Here is an 18,016-nt window from a genome sequence, read left to right as displayed (position 1 = left end):
CATGCAAAGCAAAACCTTGACCGGCGGCCAGGCCCTGGTGCGCCTGTTGGCCAACTACGGCGTCGATACCGTGTTCGGCATCCCCGGCGTACACACCCTGGAGCTGTATCGCGGCTTGCCCGGCAGCGGCATTCGCCACGTGCTGACCCGTCATGAGCAGGGCGCCAGCTTCATGGCCGACGGTTATGCCCGGGTCAGCGGCAAACCCGGCGTGTGCTTCGTCATCACCGGCCCCGGCGTGACCAACGCCGCCACCGGTATCGGCCAGGCCTATGCCGACTCGATTCCGATGCTGGTGATTTCCAGCGTCAACCACAGCGCCAGCCTCGGCAAGGGCTGGGGCAGCCTGCACGAGTGTCAGGACCAACGGGCGATGACTGCGCCGATCACGGCGTTCTCGGCCGTGGCGCTGACCGCCGAAGACCTGCCGGAACTGGTCGCCCGTGCCTACGCGGTGTTCGACAGCGAGCGGCCGCGCCCGGTGCACATCTCGGTGCCGCTGGACGTGTTGGCGGCACCGATTGCCCGTGACTGGAGCAACGACGTGGTGCGTCGTCCGGGCCGTGGTCCGGCATCCGCCACTGCGCTTGACCAGGCCGTGGCCAAACTCAACGCGGCCAAACGCCCGATGATCATCGCCGGTGGCGGTGCACTCAATGCCGTGCAGGAACTGAGCGAACTCAGCACACGTCTCGCTGCGCCACTGTTCACCAGCGTCGCCGGCAAGGGCCTGCTGCCACCGGATGCACCACTCAATGCCGGTTCCTCCCTGTGTGTGGAGCCGGGCTGGAACCTGATCGCCGAGGCCGACGTGGTGCTGGCGGTCGGCACTGAAATGGCCGACACCGACTTCTGGCGCGAACGCCTGCCGCTCAAGGGTGAACTGCTGCGCGTCGATATCGACCCGCGCAAATTCAACGACTTCTACCCCTGCGCAGTGGCCTTGCAGGGCGATGCACAACAAACCCTCAGCGGTTTGCTTGAGCGCCTGCCATCCGACGTGCGTGATGCCGGCACGGCGATCGCCTCGGTTGCCGCGTTGCGTGAAGCGGTCAAGGCCAGCCATGGCCCGCTGCAGTCGATCCATCAGGCGATTCTCGAGCGTATTGCCGCGGAGCTGCCGGAAAACGCCTTCATCAGCACCGACATGACCCAGCTTGCGTATACGGGTAACTACGCCTTTGACAGCCTGGCCATCCGCAGCTGGCTGCACCCGACCGGCTACGGCACCTTGGGTTATGGCTTGCCGGCGGGGATCGGCGCCAAGTTCGGCGCACCGCAGCGGCCCGGTCTGGTGCTGGTCGGCGACGGCGGTTTCCTCTACACCGCGCAGGAACTGGCGACGGCTGTTGAAGAACTGGACAGCCCGCTGGTGGTGCTGCTGTGGAACAACGACGCCCTGGGTCAGATCCGCGACGACATGCTCGGCCTGGACATCGAACCCATCGGCGTACTGCCGCGCAATCCGGATTTCGCAGCCCTCGCGCGTGCGTTCGGTTGCACGGTGAACCAGCCGCAAAGCCTGGCCGAGTTGCAGACCGACTTGCGCCACGGCTTCAAGCGCAACGGCGTGACCTTGATCGAACTCAAGCATGCCTGCGCGCACTGATCTGTATTTGAAGGGGACGAAGCCATGCGCTTTTCCGATCTGACTCAACGTATCGCCGGTGATGGCGCTGCCGCGTGGGATATTCACTACCGCGCCCTGGCGCTGCGCGAGCAGGGCCAGGACATTTTGCTGCTGTCCGTGGGCGACCCGGATTTCGACACGCCACAACCCATCGTGCAGGGGGCCATCGACAGCCTGCTGAGCGGCAACACCCATTACGCCGAGGTGCGCGGCAAGCGTGCCCTGCGTGAGGCCATTGCCAGGCGCCATCAACAACGCAGCGGTCAAAGCGTTTCGGCCGATCAGGTCACCGTGCTGGCCGGGGCGCAATGTGCGCTGTTCAGCGTGGCCCAATGCGTGCTCAATCCCGGTGACGAGGTGATCGTCGCCGAACCGATGTACGTCACCTACGAAGCCGTGTTCGGTGCCTGCGGCGCCGTGGTGGTGCCGGTGCCGGTGCGTTCGGAAAACGGCTTCCGGGTGTTGCCTGAAGATGTCGCCGCACGCATCACGCCGCGCACCCGGGCCCTGGCGCTGAACAGTCCGCACAACCCGTCCGGCGCCAGTCTGCCGCGCAGCACCTGGGCCGCTCTGGCCGAGTTGTGCATTGCCCACGACCTGTGGCTGATTTCTGACGAGGTCTACAGCGAACTGCTGTTCGAAGGCGAGCACGTCAGCCCGGCGAGCCTGCCGGGCATGGCCGAGCGCACCGCGACCCTCAACAGCCTGTCGAAATCCCACGCCATGACCGGCTGGCGCGTCGGCTGGGTGGTGGCGCCACCATCGCTCGCTGCGCACCTGGAAAACCTTGCGCTGTGCATGCTCTACGGCTCGCCGGACTTCATTCAGGACGCTGCCGTGGTGGCCCTGGAAAGCAACCTGCCGGAACTGGAGGCCATGCGCGAAGCCTATCGCCAGCGTCGCGATCTGGTGTGCGACAGCCTGGCCGATTGCCCCGGGGTGCGGGCGTTGAAACCTGACGGCGGCATGTTCGTGATGCTCGATATCCGCCAGACCGGGCTCAGTGCCCAGGCGTTTGCCGACCGTCTGTTGGATCGCCACGGTGTGTCGGTATTGGCGGGCGAGGCCTTTGGTCCGAGCGCGGCGGGGCACATTCGACTCGGTCTGGTGGTCGGTGCCGAACCGTTGCGCGATGCCTGCCAGCGGATTGCCCGTTGTGCCCAGGAATTGATGGAGACCCAGGTTCATGCTTAACCACAACGCACTGTTTATTGATGGCCGCTGGCAAAAACCGTCGGGGCAGGGCATCGCCGAGGTGATCAACCCGGCCACGGAAGAAGTGGCTGGTAGCGTGCCGCTGGGCGATGAGCGCGATGTTGAAAACGCCGTGGCGGCTGCACGCCGGGCCTTCGACTCATGGTCACGCACACCGTCCAGCGTGCGCGCCGATTACATTCGTGCCCTGGCCGGGCAATTGCGTGCCCGCGCTGATGAGATGGCCTCGGTCATCACCACTGAATTGGGCATGCCGGTGCAATGGTGCCGCTCGGTGCAGGTCGACGGGCCGATCGCTGGCCTTGAGCAGTATGTCGAACTGGCTCATCTCATGGACGAGGTGCGCGAAGTCGGCAATTCGCTGGTGATCCGCGAAGCCGTGGGTGTCTGCGCGTTCATCAACCCGTGGAATTACCCGCTGCACCAGTTAATCGGCAAACTCGCCCCGGCCCTCGCCGCCGGTTGCACCGTGGTGGTCAAGCCGAGCCAGGAAACCCCGCTGCATGCCTTCCTGCTGGCGCAGATGATCGAGGACATCGGCCTGCCGGCCGGGGTGTTCAACCTGGTCAGCGGGCCGGGCTCGAAAGTCGGCGAAGCGCTGGCCAAACACCCTGACGTGGACATGGTGTCGTTCACCGGCTCCACCGGCGCGGGCGTTCGCGTTGCACAAGCGGCGGCGCCCTCGGTGAAACGGGTGTGCCTGGAACTGGGCGGCAAGTCGCCGCTGCTGATTGCCGAGGATGCGGACCTGGACGCGGCCGTGCGCTACGGCGTGCAGGACGTGATGATCAACTCCGGCCAGACCTGCACCGCGCTGACCCGCATGCTGCTGCCGGTCAGCCGTTATGCCGAAGCCGTGGAAATCGCCCTGCAGGAGACCCTGAGCCTGCGCATGGGCGATCCCCTGGACCCGCAAAGCTTCCTGGGACCTATGTGTTCAGCGGGGCAAAAACGCACCGTGCTCGATTACATCAAGGTCGGCCAACAGGAAGGCGCACGGCTGCTGTGCGGCGGTGACGCGCCGTCGGCATTCGAGCGCGGCTTCTATGTCAGCCCGACGCTGTTCGCCGATGTCGACAACCGCATGCGCATCGCCCAGGAAGAGATCTTTGGCCCGGTACTGTGCCTGATTCCCTACACCGACGAGGCGCAAGCGGTGCAGATCGCCAACGACTCGCCGTTCGGCCTGTCCAGCGGCGTCTGGGCCGGCAGTGCCGAGCGTGCCTTGCACCTGGGCCGGCAGATGCGTGCCGGCCAGTGCTTCCTCAATGGCGCGGCGTTCAATTACCAGGCGCCGTTCGGTGGCTACAAACAATCGGGCAATGGCCGGGAGTGGGGGGAGGAGGGACTCAACGAGTTCGTCGAAGTGAAGGCGATCCAGGTGTGACGGTTGGCGATTCGAACGTTGTATGCACCGGGCCCTGGCCCGGTGTCTTGCGTGGTTTTGAACCGGTATTTCATTAGCTTTTATCAGGGGCAATGCAATGAGCGATAACAAAAACAAGATTACTCAAGCGAACCATGAATTCAGCTTCCCGCGCAGGGACTTCCTGAAGTACAGCGCGGCAGCCGCGGCGGTGGCCGGGGCGTTCTCCATGGGGCTGCCGTTTGGCGCCTTTGCCGGGGAGGCCACGCCAAAGCCGGGTGGCGTGTTGCGTCTGGGCCTGGCGGGTGGCAGCACCACGGACTCGAAAGATCCGGGTTCCTGGTCCGACACCTTCACCTTCGTCGGCTTCTCGGCGGTCTATAACACCCTGACCGAAATTGCCGTCGACGGCAGCGCCATCCCCGAACTGGCCGAAAGCTGGACCTCGACCCCGGACGCGCGTGTCTGGACGTTCAAGATTCGTCAGGGCGTGACCTTCCACAATGGCAAGACCCTGACCGCCGAGGACGTGGTGGCGTCGATCCAGCATCACCTGGGCGAGAAATCCACCTCGGCAGCCAAGACCGTGCTGGGTGACGTGGCCAAAGTCAGCGCCAACGGCAGCGACAGCGTGGTGTTCGAACTGCATTCGGGCAACGCCGACTTCTCTTATGTGGTTGCCGATTACCACCTGGCGATCATGCCGAGCAAGGACGGCGCGGCGGACTGGCAGGCCGGCGCCGGCACCGGTGGCTATCGCCTCAAGGACTTCGAGCCGGGCGTGCGCATGACCCTGGAACGCAGCCCCGATTACTGGAAACCGGGCCGCGCGCACTTCGCCAGCGCCGAGTTGATCGCGATCTCCGACGGCGCGGCACGGGTCAATGCACTGGTCACCGGGCAGGTGGATGTGATCAACAAGGTCGACCTGAAAACCGTCGCGCTGCTCAAGCGCAACCCGAACCTGGTCATCGAAGAAACCAAGGGCGCCCAGCACTACACCTTCCCGATGCTCACCGACAGCCAGGTGTTCCTGAACAACGACGTGCGCCTGGCGATGAAGCACGCGATCAACCGCGAAACCTTGCTGGCTTCGGTGCTGCACGGCTATGGCCTGGTGGGCAACGACCACCCGATCCAGCCCGGCAGCCGCTTCATCAACACCGCACTGGAACAACGCACCTACGATCCGGACAAGTCGCGCTTTTACCTGAAGAAGGCCGGTCTGGATTCGCTCAAGGTGCGCCTGCAAGCCTCCGACGCGGCCTACACCGGCGCCGTGGACGCCTCGGTGCTGTTCAAGGAGCAGGCCCGCGCCGCCGGGATCGACATCGACGTGGTGCGCGAGCCGGCCGATGGCTTCTTCTCCAACGTGTGGATGAAGCAACCCTTCACCACCTCGTTCTGGTACAGCAGCCTGACCGCCGACCGCATGTTCAGCATCGGCTACGCCAAGGGTGCGGCCTGGAACGAAACCCACTGGGACAACCCGCGCTTCAATCAACTGCTCAACGCCGCTCGCGGCGAAATGAACGACCCGCTGCGCCGCGAGATGTACAACGAAATGCAGGCGCTGTGCCGGGACGAGGGCGGGGCGATCGTGCCGCTGTTCGCCAGTTCGGTGGCGGCGCGTTCCAACCGGGTGGTTCACGGTGGGCAGACTGCGCCCTACGGTGAACTGGATGGCCTGCGGGTGATCGAGCGCTGGTGGCAGGCATAACCCCGGGAACGATGGAGATCCCCTGTAGGAGCTGGCTTGCCAGCGATGGCGGTCTGGAGTCTTGCACCGAAAATGAAGACGTCATCGCCGGCAAGCCGGCTCCTACAGTTGGATATTTGCAGTCTTCAAAGGCGTGCCCAATTCAAGGAACTGCACGATGAGAAGTATTTTCAAGCTGTTGGGACAGCGCCTCGCATTAGGCCTGCTGTCCCTGTTCGCCGTTTCGGTGATCATCTTCCTGGCCGTCGGCATGCTCCCGGGCGACATCGCCCAGGCCATGCTCGGCCAGTCGGCCACCCCGGAAACCGTGGCGGCCTACCGGGCGCAACTGGGGCTGGATTTGCCGCCGCTCACCCGTTTCGGCCACTGGATCTGGCAACTGTTGCACGGTGACCTTGGCGTATCGCTGGCCAACCAGCGGCCCATCGCCGAACTGGTCGGCTCGCGCCTGGGAAACACCTTCAGCCTCGCCTTGCTGGCGGCCCTGGTGTCGGTGCCACTGGCATTGTGTCTGGGGATGCTCGCCGCGCTGTACCGCAACAGCTGGTTCGACCGCTTGCTCAACACCTCGGCCCTGAGCGCGGTGTCGTTCCCCGAGTTCTTCGTTGCCTACATCCTGATCCTGGTGTTCGCGGTGAAGCTCAACTGGTTCCCGAGCATTTCCAACCTGGCGCCGGACGCTTCGTTGGGCACGATTCTGGAGCGCTCGGTGTTGCCGGTGGCGACCCTGAGCCTGGTGGTGATCGCGCAGATGATGCGCATGACCCGCGCCTCGTTGATCAACCTGCTGGCCAGCCCCTACATCGAAATGGCCCGGCTCAAGGGCATCAGCCAGTCGCGGATCATCTTCCGTCACGCCTTGCCCAATGCCCTGGCGCCCATCGTCAACGTGGTGGCGTTGAACCTCGCGTACCTGGTGGTCGGCGTGGTGGTGGTCGAGGTGGTGTTTGTCTATCCGGGGCTCGGCCAGTTGCTGGTGGACTCGGTGGCCAAGCGCGACATCCCGGTGGTGCAGGCCTGCAGCCTGATCTTCGCCGCGACCTACATCCTGCTCAACACCAGCGCCGATGTGCTGTCGATTGCCAGCAACCCGCGCCTGATGCATCCGAAGGGGTAGACCATGAGCCTGTTAAAACACGTGTGGCGGGCGCCCCTGAGCGCCCAGTTCGGTTTGTTGATGATCCTGCTTTACGTGCTGGTGGCGGTGTTTGCGCCAGTGTTGGCGCCGTTTGGCGAAACCCAGGTGGTGGGCGACGGCTTCACGCCGTGGGGCGGGCAGTTCCTGTTGGGCACCGACAACCTGGGGCGCGACATGTTCAGCCGCCTGGTCTATGGCGCGCGCAACACCCTGGGCATTGCCTTCCTCACCACGGTACTGGCGTTTTTGCTCGGTGGGTCCTGCGGCTTGATCGCGGCGATCAAGGGCGGTTGGGTCGATCAGGGTTTGTCGCGGGTGGTGGACATCCTCATGGCCATTCCGCAACTGATCTTCGCCTTGCTGATCCTCAGCGTGGTCGGCACCACGGCGACGTCGCTGGTGTTGGTGATTGCGCTGCTGGATGCGACCCGGGTGTTTCGCCTGTCGCGCGCGGTGGCCATGAACGTCGTGGTGCAGGACTTCGTCGAAGCCGCACGCCTGCGCGGTGAGGGCCTGTGCTGGCTGGTGACCCGCGAGGTGCTGCCGAACGCCGCGGCGCCGCTGATTGCCGAGTTCGGCCTGCGCTTCTGCTTCGTGTTCCTGTTCATCAGTGCCTTGTCGTTCCTCGGCCTGGGCATTCAACCGCCCACCGCCGACTGGGGCAGCATGGTGCGCGACAACGCCGTGCTGATCACCTTCGGCGACATCAGTCCGTTGCTGCCCGCCCTGGCCGTGGCCTTGATCACGGTCAGCGTCAACTTCGTCGTCGACTGGATGCTGCACAAATCCAGCGGCCTCAAGGAGTGCTGAACATGACGACCACAAAACCTTTACTGGAAATCCGCGACCTGCACATCGAAGGCCATTACGAAGACGCCTGGCATCCGCTGATCAAGGGCATCGACCTGACCCTGCAACGGGGCGAAGTGCTGGGGCTGATCGGCGAGTCCGGCGCGGGCAAGTCGACCCTCGGCCTGTCGGCCATGGGCTATACCCGCGACGGCTGCCGGATCACCGGCGGCTCGGTGCACTTCGACGGCATCGACCTGCTCAAGGCCAAGCCTGAAGCCCTGCGCAAACTGCGGGGGCTGCGCATTGCCTATGTGGCACAGAGCGCGGCGGCTTCGTTCAACCCGGCCCATCGACTGATCGACCAGCACGTCGAAACCGCTGTGAAAAACGGCGGCATGAGCCGCGACCAGGCCATGCGTGATGCAGTGGAACTGTATCGGGTGCTGCGTTTGCCCAACCCCGAAACCATCGGCCAGCGCTATCCGCATCAGGTCTCCGGCGGCCAGTTGCAGCGGGTCATGACCGCGATGGCCATGGCTTGTCACCCGGACCTGATCATCTTCGACGAACCGACCACGGCGCTGGACGTCACCACCCAGATCGAAGTCCTCGCCGCCATTCGCGACGCCGTGGCGACCTATGGCAGCGCGGCGATCTACATCAGCCACGACCTGGCGGTGGTCGCGCAGATGGCCGACCGCATCATGGTGCTGCGCCACGGCAAACTGGTGGAAGAGGCCGAGACCCGCAAGATGCTCGGCGACCCACAAGAGGACTACACCAAGTCGCTATGGGCGGTGCGCAGTTTCCGCACCGAGCCCAAGGCAAGCCCGCAGCAGGAACAACCGCTGCTGGAACTGCGCAACAGCTGCGCCAGTTACGGCCAGCAACCGGTGCTGCACGACGTATCGTTGAAGCTGTATCGCGGCCAGACCCTGGCGGTGATCGGCGAATCCGGCAGTGGCAAGAGCTCCACGGCGCGGCTGATCACCGGCTTGCTGCCGCCGACTTACGGCCAGGTGCTGTACGACGGCGAACCCTTGCCGGCGGACTTTCGCCAGCGCAGCAAGGAACAACTGCGGCGCATCCAGATGATCTACCAGATCCCCGACACGGCGCTGAACCCGCGTCAGCGCATCGTCGACATCATCGGTCGACCATTGACGTTTTATCTGGGCCTCAAGGGCAAGGCCATGCGTGCCCGGGTCGCCGAACTGCTGGAGATGATCGAACTCGACCCGGCGACCTTCATGGAGCGTCAACCCCGCGAGCTGTCTGGTGGGCAGAAACAACGCATCTGCATCGCCAGGGCCCTGGCGGCGGATCCACAACTGATCATCTGCGATGAAGTGACCTCGGCCCTCGACCAACTGGTCGCCGAAGGCGTACTGAAATTGCTCAACCGCATCCAGCAACAACTGGGTGTCGCTTATCTGTTCATCACCCATGACGTCGCCACTGTTCGGGCGATCGCCGATGAGGTATTGGTGATGCAACGGGGCAGGGTGGTGGACCACGGCTCGCGCAGCCAGATCTTCACCCCGCCACACCAGGACTACACCGGGTTGCTGTTTTCTTCCGAACCGCAAATGGACCCCGACTGGCTAGACCGCTTGCTGGCCACGCGCGCTTGCACACCTTCAACCGATTCGCTGGAACACGTCTAAGGAACCACCATGAAAGTACTGATCGTCCACGCTCACCCGGAGCCGCAATCCTTCACCGCCGCCCTGCGTGACCAGGCCGTCGCCACGCTCCAGGCCCAGGGCCATGAAGTGCAGGTCAGCGACCTGTACAAAATGAACTGGAACCCGGTGGCCAGCGACGCCGACTTCTCGAATCGGGAAAACCCCGAGTACCTGGTCTATGCCCTGGAACAACGCCTGGGCGTGAAGAGCCAGTCGCTGGCGCCGGACATCCAGGCCGAGCTGGACAAACTGTTGTGGGCCGACCTGCTGATCCTCAACTTCCCGATCTTCTGGTTCTCCACCCCGGCCATGCTCAAGGGCTGGATCGACCGGGTGCTGGTGTCGGGCATCTGCTATGGCGGCAAGCGCTTCTACGATCAAGGCGGATTGGCCGGCAAGAAAGCGCTGGTGACCGTGACCCTGGGCGGTCGCGAGCACATGTTTGGCGAAGGCGCGATCCACGGTCCGTTGGAAGACATGCTGCGCCCGATCCTGCGCGGAACCCTGGCTTATGTCGGTTTTGACGTGTTGGAACCCTTCGTGGCCTGGCATGTGCCGTACATCAGTGAAGAGGCGCGCCAGCAATTTCTGGTTGATTACGGCCAGCGGCTGCAGCATCTGAGTGATGACCAACCGCTGGTGTTTCCGAAGCTGTCGCAGTTCGATGACAAGCTCTATCCGCTGACCACCAATGCCTGATCAACACCGCTAACCCTGTGGGAGCGGGCTTGCTCGCGAATACGGTGGCACAGTCAACATTGATGTCGGCTGACCCACCGCCTTCGCGAGCAAGCCCGCTCCCACAATGATCGGCGCTGCCGCAGAGGCTTGACCAACACCACAAAACCTGTAGGAGCGGGCTTGCCCGCGAAGGGGCCTTCAAATTCAACATCATTGGTGGCTGATACACCGCCTTCGCGAGCAAGCCCGCTCCCACAATGATCGGCGTTGCCGCAGAGGCTTGACCAACACCACAAAACCTGTAGGAGCGGGCTTGCCCGCGAAGGGGCCTTCAAATTCAACATCATTGGTGGCTGATACACCGCCTTCGCGAGCAAGCCCGCTCCCACAAAGACCCGCATTGTTCTGAATACGCAAACACTGAAGTCGCCGAGAATGGAATTGTTGGTGCAGTGGCAGGCTTGTAGCCTCCATTACGCCGAACACCACGATCTGCCAACGATCGGGTGGAGCTCAAGCCAGGGCTCATCAAGACGTCATACCTTGCTTTCGGCCTCATGCCCCTTCGGGGGATTGGCGCCTGATAAAAATAAGGAAGGCAGGTATGAGTATTCGTGCATGGGTTTGCGCAGCAACCCTGTTCGCGCCCGTTCTGGGTGCCGACGTTTTGTTTCCCTCTATGGCTCTGGCAGCAGACGATCCGATGGGTTCGCTGGTGCGCAATGTCTTCGGCGACAGCCTTGAGCGCGAACACGGGATCAAGATCTATGGCTGGGCTCAGGCCGGTGTGATCTATAACAACAACGGCACGGATGACGTCAGCAAGCAAAGCTTCTTCAATACCGACGAAGGTGTGAACCTCAACCAGTTCGCCCTGGCCGTGGAGAAGAAACCCAAGAGCAATGTGATTGGCCGCGTCGGACCGTTTCCCGGCGCGATGCCGCAAGAAGCCGATTGGGGTTTCAACGTCACGGCGCTGTACGGCAAGGATGCGCGCTTCTTCAAGACCTACGGCTGGGACGAAGACCTGAGCGTCAACCGCGACAACAAGCCTGAAGATCCGGCGTTCACCGTCGCCCAGGCTTACGTCAACTTCTACTTCCCCGTGCTGGGGGGCTCTGAATTGATGATCGGGATTTTCCACACGCCGCTGGAAAACGAAATCGGTTTCGCCTTGCCATCTCCGGCACCGACCGACTTCTACACCCACACTTACTCCTTCATGCACGGCCCGGCCAAACATGCCGGAGCACTGTACTCGTTCAAACTGCCTTCGGAACCGGGCGAAAGCATGCTCGGCTTCGAACTGGGCGTGGTCCAAGGCTGGAACAACCTGCAGGACCCCAATCACTCGCCGGACGTGATCGCCAACGTGCGCTGGCGCTCGGCGGACTTCGGCACCTGGATCGACTGGGAAAACATCTACGGCAATGGCGCTGGCGACAGCTTCGCCGAATGCAGTTGTGGCTCGCCGCTGCCGGCGGGCACCAAGGATGACGACTACAAGCGCCTGGCGTCCTACCTGACCCTGTCGCAAGTGCTCGACCCGAACAACCGCGTGGCGCTGGAGTTGAACTACGGCAAGCAGGAGCAGGGTGCTTTCGCCGGGTTTGCCAACAAGAACGACGCGACCTGGTATGGCACCGACATCAACTGGTACCACAAGCTCAGCGAAAACCTGATGTGGAACAGTCGCGCCGAGTGGTTCTACACCGACGCTCCGGTCCACGTGATGATGGCCAACATCGACCCGAACACCGGGATTCCCGATCCGACCTGGGGCAGTTTCTACGGCGTCACCACCAACCTGGCCTGGACGCCGACACCCAACGTGCGCCTGCGCCCGGAATTGCGCTACGACATCCATTCAGGCCCCGGCCGCGATGCTTATGCCGACGGCGAAAAAGATTCGCAAGTGGTCGCGTCGTTCGACGTCAGTTTCTTCTTCTAAACGGATTTCCCTGCTTTATCCCTGACCCTGCGTGATGGCCCGGCCACACGTGGCGACCCCGTTCGTCCAGGCTTTTGGAGTACTTACATGACAGACAACAACGATAAAAACCTGTTAGGCCGCGACTTTTCCCGCCGTGACTTCCTGCGCAGTACCGGTATTGCCGCCGGCGGCGTGGCACTGGCAAGCATGCCATTCACCTTTGCCATCGGCGGTGAGCGGGTGATCAAGCTCGGTTATGTCAGCCCGCAGACCGGGCCGTTGGCGCCCTTTGCGGCAGCCGACAACTACATCATCGAGTCGCTCAAGCAAGTCTTGAAGAACTCGATCAATGTCGCAGGCAAGGCCTATCGCCTTGAGGTCATCGTCAAGGACAGCCAGTCCAACCCCAACCGCGCGGCGGAAGTGGCGAGCGAGCTGATCCTGTCGGACCAGGTCGACCTGATGCTGGTGTCGTCGACCCCGGAAACCACCAACCCGGTGTCCGATCAGTGCGAAATCAACGAAATTCCCTGTATCTCCACCGTTGCCCCCTGGCAGCCGTGGTTTTTCACCCGGGGTGGCAAGCCGGATCAAGGCTTCGAGTGGACCTACCATTTCTTCTGGGGCCTGGAAGATGTGATCGGTACTTACAGCGCCATGTGGGGGGCGATGCCGTCCAACAAAGTGGTGGGCGGGCTGTTCCCCAACGATGGCGACGGCAATGCCTGGGGCGACCAGAAGCTCGGGTTCCCACCGGTATTGGCGCAAAAGGGCTTTCAACTGGTCGACCCTGGCCGCTTCCAGAGTCTGACCGACGATTTTTCCGCGCAGATCGCCGCGTTCAAAAAGGCCGATGTCGAGATCGTTACCGGCGTGGTCATCCCGCCGGACCTGAGCACGTTCTGGACCCAGGCCCGACAGCAGGGCTTCAATCCAAAAGCCGTGTCGGTGGGCAAAGCGCTGTTGTTCCCGACGGCAGTCGAGGCATTGGGCAAGACCGGCAACAACCTGTCGACCGAAATCTGGTGGAGCCCGACTCACCCGTTCAGCTCGTCATTGACCGGCGCTAGCGCCGGCCAATTGGCCCAGGGCTTCACCCAGGCCACCGGCAAGCAGTGGACGCAACCGTTGGGGTTCGTGCATGCCCTGTTCGAACTGGCCGTGGACATCCTCAAGCGCACCGAAGAAATCGGCAACGCCCAAGCGGTCCGCGATGCCTTGCTCAAGACCCACCTCAACACCGTGGTCGGCCCGATCAACTGGAATGGCGGACCGGTGAAGAACGTCGCCAAGACGCCTCTGGTCAGCGGCCAGTGGCGACTGGGCAAGGACAATAAATACGACCTGATCGTGACCAGCAATGCCACCGCCCCGGCGATTCCGCTGGGCGGCGAGATGCAGGCCATTACGTATTGATCGCGCAACAGAACACGGGTGCACCATGCAACAACCACTTCTGCAAATGACCAATGTGCATAAAAGCTACGGCTCGGTGAAGGTCACGGACGCCATCGACCTGACCCTGCAACCGGGTGAAGCATTGGGCATCATCGGGCCTAATGGCGCGGGTAAAAGCACGCTGTTCAACCTGATCGCCGGTGGCGTGGCGGCCGACAAGGGACAGATCCATTTCGAAGGCCGCAACGTCACCCGCGAACCTGTGTTCAAACGCTGTCAGCAGGGCATCGGCCGTTCCCACCAGATTCCGCATCCGTTCGTGAAAATGACCGTGTTCGAGAACCTCTTGGTGGGCGCGACCTTTGGTGCGCGGCTGCGTGACAACGAAGCCAGTCAGTGGTGTGCGCAAACACTGGAACTCACTGGCCTGATGCGCAAGGCCAATGTGCTGGCCGGCTCACTGACCTTGCTCGACCGCAAGCGTCTGGAAATGGCCCGGGCCTTGTCGACTCGGCCGCGCCTGTTGTTGCTCGACGAAATTGCCGGAGGCCTGACCGAACCGGAATGCCTGGCGCTGGTGGAAACCATTCAGGGCATCCACAAGTCCGGCGTTGCCATCATCTGGATCGAGCACATCGTGCACGCCTTGCTGGCGGTGGTCAGTCGCCTGACGGTAATCAACTTCGGCGCTAAATTGGCCGAAGGCGAACCGCGCAGTGTGATGGCCGATCCTCGGGTCCAGGACATCTACATGGGCATCGGGAGCTGACGCATGCTGACCATCGAAAAACTCTGCGCCGGCTACGGCGATTTTCAAGCGCTGTTCGACATCAGCCTGACCCTTGAGGCCGGTGAAACCGTGGCGATCATCGGCTCCAACGGCGCGGGCAAATCGACGTTCCTGCGCTCCTTGGCCGGGTTGATCAAGAACCAGCCGAGCGCCATTACTTTCAAGGGGCAGACCATTGGCGACATGGCAGCCAATCAGGTGCTGGAGCGCGGCATCGCGCTGGTGCCGGAGGGCCGAAAGCTGTTTGCGTCCCTGAGCGTTGAAGAAAACCTGCTGATCGGCGCCTACAGCAAACGCCCGGGACCGTGGACGCTCAAGCGCATCTATCAGCTGTTTCCGGTGCTGGAAAAACTGCGCAAGCGTCCGGGTACCGCACTGTCTGGCGGCCAGCAGCAAATGGTCGCGATTGGCCGGGGCCTGATGGCCAACCCGCATTTGCTGTTGTGCGACGAAATCAGCCTGGGCCTGGCGCCGACGACGATCAAGGACATCTACGCCGCATTGCCCTCGATCAAGGCCGACGGCACCACGGTGATTCTCGTCGAGCAGGACATCAATCAGGCGCTGAGTGTGTGCGACCGCTTCTATTGCTTCCAGGAAGGGCGGGTGTCCCTGACCGGTCGGCCTGGGGATGCGGACAAAGCACAAATCAAAGCCGCGTATTTCGGGATCTAGTGATGGAATGGCTCAATACCTTGCTTCAAGGCATGTTGCTCGGCGGCCTGTACGCGATGTTCGCGGTGGGGCTATCGCTGATGTTCGGCATCATGCGTCTGGTCAACATCGCCCATGGCGACTTCATCGTGCTGGCGTCGTACCTGGCGCTGCTGGTGGTCAATCACCTGGGGTTCAGCCCGTTGGCGAGCTTGCTGATCGTGGTGCCGCTGATGTTCTGTTTCGGCTATCTGCTGCAACGGCTGTTGCTCAACCGCACGCTGGGCACGGACATCCTGCCGCCGTTGCTGGTGACGTTCGGCCTGTCGATCATCGTGCAGAACGTGTTGCTGGAATTTTTCAGTGCCGACAGCCAAAAACTGGCTCAGGGCGATCTTGAGGTCGCCAGTGTCGGTTTCGGTGGTTTGAGTGTGGGCGTCATGCCGCTGATCGTGTTCGGCAGCGCCTTGCTGATCATCGGCGGCCTGCAATTGCTGTTCTACAAAACCTCGCTGGGCCGGGCATTTCGCGCTACTTCAGACGATCAGCACACTGCACGGCTGATGGGCGTCAACAACGCGCACATCTTCGGTCTGGCCATGGCGCTGGCGATGGCGGTGGTGTCGATTGCCGGGGTATTTCTGGCGATCCGCACCAGTTTTGATCCTACGGTCGGGCCGGCGCGGCTGTTGTACGGCTTTGAAGCGGTGATCATCGGCGGCCTGGGCAGCCTGTGGGGCACGCTGGCCGGAGGAGTGATTCTCGGCGTTGCGCAAACCCTGGGAGCAAAAATCGATCCCGGCTGGCAAATCCTCGCCGGTCATCTTGTGTTTCTGCTGATCCTGGTCGTGCGCCCGCGTGGCCTGTTTCCCCGGAGTGTCGACTGATGAATGCCTTGAACAACCCCGCGCTCGTTTATCGCGTACAACGCACGACCACCAGCAGCACCATCGGCCTGTCGTTGCTGGGCCTGTGCGTATTGATCTTGCTCAGTGCACCCTTGTGGGCCGACCGGGCGAGCCTGCGCCTGGTGGTGGAGTTCGCCTATTACCTGGCGTTGGCGCAAATGTGGAACCTGCTGGCGGGCTACGCCGGCATGGTCTCGGTAGGGCAGCAGGCCTTCGTCGGTCTGGGCGGCTATCTGCTGTTCATGCTGGCGAGCCAATTCGGTGTGCCGCCCCTGGTCGCGGTGTTGCTATCAGGCGTGTTGGTGGCGTTGCTGGCGATTCCCACGGCGCTGATCGTGTTTCGTCTGCGTGGCGCCTACTTCGCCATCGGTACCTGGGTGGTGGCAGAGGTCTTTCGTTTGGGCCTGGCGCAGATGAGCAGCCTGGGTGGCGGGTCGGGGCAAAGCCTGCCGGCGGCGATTGTGCGGCAGATCGGCAATGACCGGGACGGACGCGAAACGCTGATCTACTTCACCGCGCTGGCGATCGCCATCGTCGCCGTGGCGGTGGTGTACTTCCTGTTGCGCTCGCGTCAGGGGCTGGCCCTGGCGTCGATTCGTGATTCCGAGCCGGCATCCGGCAGCCTCGGGGTGGATACGTTCCGCACCAAACTGATGGTCTACGTACTGGCCGCCGGTTGTACGGGCGTGGTCGGGGCGTTGATCTTCCTGCAAAAGCTGCGCATTTCCCCGGATGCGGCGTTCAACCTGCAGGACTGGACTGCGGTGGTGATCTTTATCGTGATCATCGGTGGCATCGGCACCCTGGAAGGGCCGTTGATCGGTACGCTGATTTACTTCGTATTGCGCGGCTGCCTGGCGCAGTACGGTGCGGTGTACATGATTATCCTCGGCGTGGTCGCGGTGGTGATGATGCTCAAGGCGCCGCAAGGAGTGTGGGGGTTGATCAGCGAGCGGCTGGGCTGGCAGGTGTTCCCGATGCAGCGACGGCTATCGGTGCAAGCCCGGGATGTGTAGGAGCCGGCTTGCCGGCGATAGCGATCTTACTGGCCACATAGAGGCTGGTCGATCTGCCGCCATCGCCGGCAAGCCGGCTCCTACAGGTCTAGGATCTACACAGACCGGGACTCTCCAGGAGCCTGCACCATGGATCGTTTACTCAGTGTCGAAGCCTTTGTGCGGGTGGCCGAAACCGGCAACTTCGCCAAGGCCGCCCAGCAACTGGGGGTGACCCGTTCGGTGATCACCCACCGCATCCAGCAACTGGAACAATTCATCAACGCGCCGCTGTTTCACCGCAGCACGCGCCATGTGCGGCTTTCCGAAGTGGGCGAGACCTACTACAAGGAATGCGCCGACATGGTCGCCGGTTTCAACTCGCTGACCGAACACATGCGCGAACTACGGGCCAAGCCCACCGGCAAGCTCCGGGTGCAGATGCTGCCGGGTTTTGCCATTGGTCACTTCGGCCGCATGCTGGCCGAGTTCACGCGTCTGTACCCGGACATTGAAGTCGACGTGATCGTCAACGACCGGGTGGTGGACCCCATCGAGGAAGGCTTCGACGTGGCGTTCCAGATGTTCCCGCCCATGGCCGAAACCCTGATCGAGCGCAAGCTGTTCAGCGTGCGCCGATTGTTCTGCATGTCGCCCGATTACGCCGGCGAGTTCGGTGTACCGACCCACCCCCAGGAATTGCTGCAACACAAGATCGCCCTGTACGAAGGCTATCCGTCGCGCAACCGCTGGATCTTCACCCGCGACGACGAGCAAGTGGAGCTGAGCCTGCCGGGCCAGGTGCGCTCCAACTCCGTGCACTTGCTGCGCGATTACGCGCAGACCGGGGTGTGCATTGTCTGCCTGCCGACCCTGGTGGCCAGCGATGATTTGCTCAGCGGCCGACTGATTCCGGTGCTGCCGGAATATGCGCTGTCCTCGTTCAACTTCTCGGCGGTGTATCCCGCCACCCAGCGCCGGGCCTTGAAAGTCCGTACGTTGATCGACTTTCTGGTGAACAACTTCGGCGATGAGCCATGCTGGGACAAGCCCCTGCTGGAGCGTGGCTGGGTGCGCTGAGTCAATACACGAACCCTGTAGGAGCGAG

15 protein-coding genes are annotated in these 18,016 nt (G+C 62.7%); all 15 read left to right on the top strand.

The window, feature by feature from the left end; genetic code table 11:
- Position 1: 1 nt before the first annotated feature.
- The 15 genes from AB7M25_RS16340 to AB7M25_RS16270 all read left to right on the top strand — a co-directional run bounded on the left by AB7M25_RS16340 (position 2) and on the right by AB7M25_RS16270 (position 17,988).
- A complete protein-coding gene (locus AB7M25_RS16340) occupies positions 2–1,609 on the top strand; it encodes a 5-guanidino-2-oxopentanoate decarboxylase (RefSeq protein WP_454237637.1) in 1,608 nt (535 codons plus the stop codon).
- A 24-nt stretch (positions 1,610–1,633) separates the two neighbouring features.
- The gene (locus tag AB7M25_RS16335) at positions 1,634–2,824 is read left to right on the top strand and encodes a pyridoxal phosphate-dependent aminotransferase (RefSeq protein WP_218474048.1); all 1,191 of its coding nucleotides are present in this window, start codon (positions 1,634–1,636) and stop codon (positions 2,822–2,824) included.
- The gene (locus tag AB7M25_RS16330; protein WP_454237636.1) at positions 2,817–4,232 is read left to right on the top strand and encodes an aldehyde dehydrogenase family protein; all 1,416 of its coding nucleotides are present in this window, start codon (positions 2,817–2,819) and stop codon (positions 4,230–4,232) included. The genes AB7M25_RS16335 and AB7M25_RS16330 overlap by 8 nt, the downstream gene beginning before the upstream one ends.
- Before the next feature lie 97 nt (positions 4,233–4,329).
- Positions 4,330–5,931, top strand: a complete 1,602-nt coding sequence (locus tag AB7M25_RS16325) for an ABC transporter substrate-binding protein (RefSeq protein WP_102673533.1) — start codon at positions 4,330–4,332, stop codon at positions 5,929–5,931.
- Positions 5,932–6,088: 157 nt separating this feature from the next.
- Complete coding sequence (locus AB7M25_RS16320) at positions 6,089–7,048, top strand: ABC transporter permease (RefSeq protein ID WP_116579363.1); 960 nt, start codon at positions 6,089–6,091, stop codon at positions 7,046–7,048.
- A gap of 3 nt (positions 7,049–7,051) precedes the next feature.
- A complete protein-coding gene (locus tag AB7M25_RS16315; protein WP_429561539.1) occupies positions 7,052–7,879 on the top strand; it encodes an ABC transporter permease in 828 nt (275 codons plus the stop codon).
- A gap of 2 nt (positions 7,880–7,881) precedes the next feature.
- Positions 7,882–9,528 carry an ABC transporter ATP-binding protein gene (locus AB7M25_RS16310; RefSeq protein ID WP_454237635.1) on the top strand — a complete coding sequence of 549 codons (1,647 nt, stop codon included), beginning with the start codon at positions 7,882–7,884 and terminating at the stop codon, positions 9,526–9,528.
- A gap of 9 nt (positions 9,529–9,537) precedes the next feature.
- Positions 9,538–10,248, top strand: coding sequence for an NAD(P)H-dependent oxidoreductase (locus AB7M25_RS16305; RefSeq protein WP_095965995.1), 711 nt, complete (start codon positions 9,538–9,540; stop codon positions 10,246–10,248).
- 586 nt (positions 10,249–10,834) lie between these two features.
- Positions 10,835–12,181: an outer membrane beta-barrel protein gene (locus tag AB7M25_RS16300; protein WP_218502934.1), complete on the top strand. Its 1,347-nt coding sequence runs from the start codon at positions 10,835–10,837 to the stop codon at positions 12,179–12,181.
- 87 nt (positions 12,182–12,268) lie between these two features.
- Positions 12,269–13,579, top strand: a complete 1,311-nt coding sequence (locus tag AB7M25_RS16295) for an ABC transporter substrate-binding protein (protein ID WP_454237634.1) — start codon at positions 12,269–12,271, stop codon at positions 13,577–13,579.
- A gap of 25 nt (positions 13,580–13,604) precedes the next feature.
- Positions 13,605–14,330: an ABC transporter ATP-binding protein gene (locus tag AB7M25_RS16290; RefSeq protein ID WP_429561537.1), complete on the top strand. Its 726-nt coding sequence runs from the start codon at positions 13,605–13,607 to the stop codon at positions 14,328–14,330.
- A 3-nt stretch (positions 14,331–14,333) separates the two neighbouring features.
- Positions 14,334–15,026 carry an ABC transporter ATP-binding protein gene (locus AB7M25_RS16285; protein ID WP_102674791.1) on the top strand — a complete coding sequence of 231 codons (693 nt, stop codon included), beginning with the start codon at positions 14,334–14,336 and terminating at the stop codon, positions 15,024–15,026.
- 2 nt (positions 15,027–15,028) lie between these two features.
- Positions 15,029–15,892 (top strand): branched-chain amino acid ABC transporter permease, encoded by an 864-nt coding sequence (locus tag AB7M25_RS16280; RefSeq protein ID WP_454237633.1) that lies wholly within the window; start codon positions 15,029–15,031, stop codon positions 15,890–15,892.
- Positions 15,892–16,929 (top strand): branched-chain amino acid ABC transporter permease, encoded by a 1,038-nt coding sequence (locus AB7M25_RS16275; protein WP_429518086.1) that lies wholly within the window; start codon positions 15,892–15,894, stop codon positions 16,927–16,929. The genes AB7M25_RS16280 and AB7M25_RS16275 overlap by 1 nt, the downstream gene beginning before the upstream one ends.
- Before the next feature lie 129 nt (positions 16,930–17,058).
- Complete coding sequence (locus AB7M25_RS16270; protein ID WP_429385413.1) at positions 17,059–17,988, top strand: LysR family transcriptional regulator; 930 nt, start codon at positions 17,059–17,061, stop codon at positions 17,986–17,988.
- The last annotated feature ends 28 nt before the right edge of the window (positions 17,989–18,016 follow it).

The organism is Pseudomonas sp. AP3_22 TE3818 (assembly GCF_053628995.1).
Note: the sequence above shows the minus strand (reverse complement) of the source record. Positions and strands in the feature narration are given on the sequence as shown.

What these genes read in the sequence shown, in the direction of transcription:
- AB7M25_RS16340 (WP_454237637.1), top strand. Translation starts at nt 2, where the DNA reads ATGCAAAGCAAAACCTTGACCGGCGGCCAGGCCCTGGTGCGCCTGTTG.
- AB7M25_RS16335 (WP_218474048.1), top strand. Translation starts at nt 1,634, where the DNA reads ATGCGCTTTTCCGATCTGACTCAACGTATCGCCGGTGATGGCGCTGCC.
- AB7M25_RS16330 (WP_454237636.1), top strand. Translation starts at nt 2,817, where the DNA reads ATGCTTAACCACAACGCACTGTTTATTGATGGCCGCTGGCAAAAACCG.
- AB7M25_RS16325 (WP_102673533.1), top strand. Translation starts at nt 4,330, where the DNA reads ATGAGCGATAACAAAAACAAGATTACTCAAGCGAACCATGAATTCAGC.
- AB7M25_RS16320 (WP_116579363.1), top strand. Translation starts at nt 6,089, where the DNA reads ATGAGAAGTATTTTCAAGCTGTTGGGACAGCGCCTCGCATTAGGCCTG.
- AB7M25_RS16315 (WP_429561539.1), top strand. Translation starts at nt 7,052, where the DNA reads ATGAGCCTGTTAAAACACGTGTGGCGGGCGCCCCTGAGCGCCCAGTTC.
- AB7M25_RS16310 (WP_454237635.1), top strand. Translation starts at nt 7,882, where the DNA reads ATGACGACCACAAAACCTTTACTGGAAATCCGCGACCTGCACATCGAA.
- AB7M25_RS16305 (WP_095965995.1), top strand. Translation starts at nt 9,538, where the DNA reads ATGAAAGTACTGATCGTCCACGCTCACCCGGAGCCGCAATCCTTCACC.
- AB7M25_RS16300 (WP_218502934.1), top strand. Translation starts at nt 10,835, where the DNA reads ATGAGTATTCGTGCATGGGTTTGCGCAGCAACCCTGTTCGCGCCCGTT.
- AB7M25_RS16295 (WP_454237634.1), top strand. Translation starts at nt 12,269, where the DNA reads ATGACAGACAACAACGATAAAAACCTGTTAGGCCGCGACTTTTCCCGC.
- AB7M25_RS16290 (WP_429561537.1), top strand. Translation starts at nt 13,605, where the DNA reads ATGCAACAACCACTTCTGCAAATGACCAATGTGCATAAAAGCTACGGC.
- AB7M25_RS16285 (WP_102674791.1), top strand. Translation starts at nt 14,334, where the DNA reads ATGCTGACCATCGAAAAACTCTGCGCCGGCTACGGCGATTTTCAAGCG.
- AB7M25_RS16280 (WP_454237633.1), top strand. Translation starts at nt 15,029, where the DNA reads ATGGAATGGCTCAATACCTTGCTTCAAGGCATGTTGCTCGGCGGCCTG.
- AB7M25_RS16275 (WP_429518086.1), top strand. Translation starts at nt 15,892, where the DNA reads ATGAATGCCTTGAACAACCCCGCGCTCGTTTATCGCGTACAACGCACG.
- AB7M25_RS16270 (WP_429385413.1), top strand. Translation starts at nt 17,059, where the DNA reads ATGGATCGTTTACTCAGTGTCGAAGCCTTTGTGCGGGTGGCCGAAACC.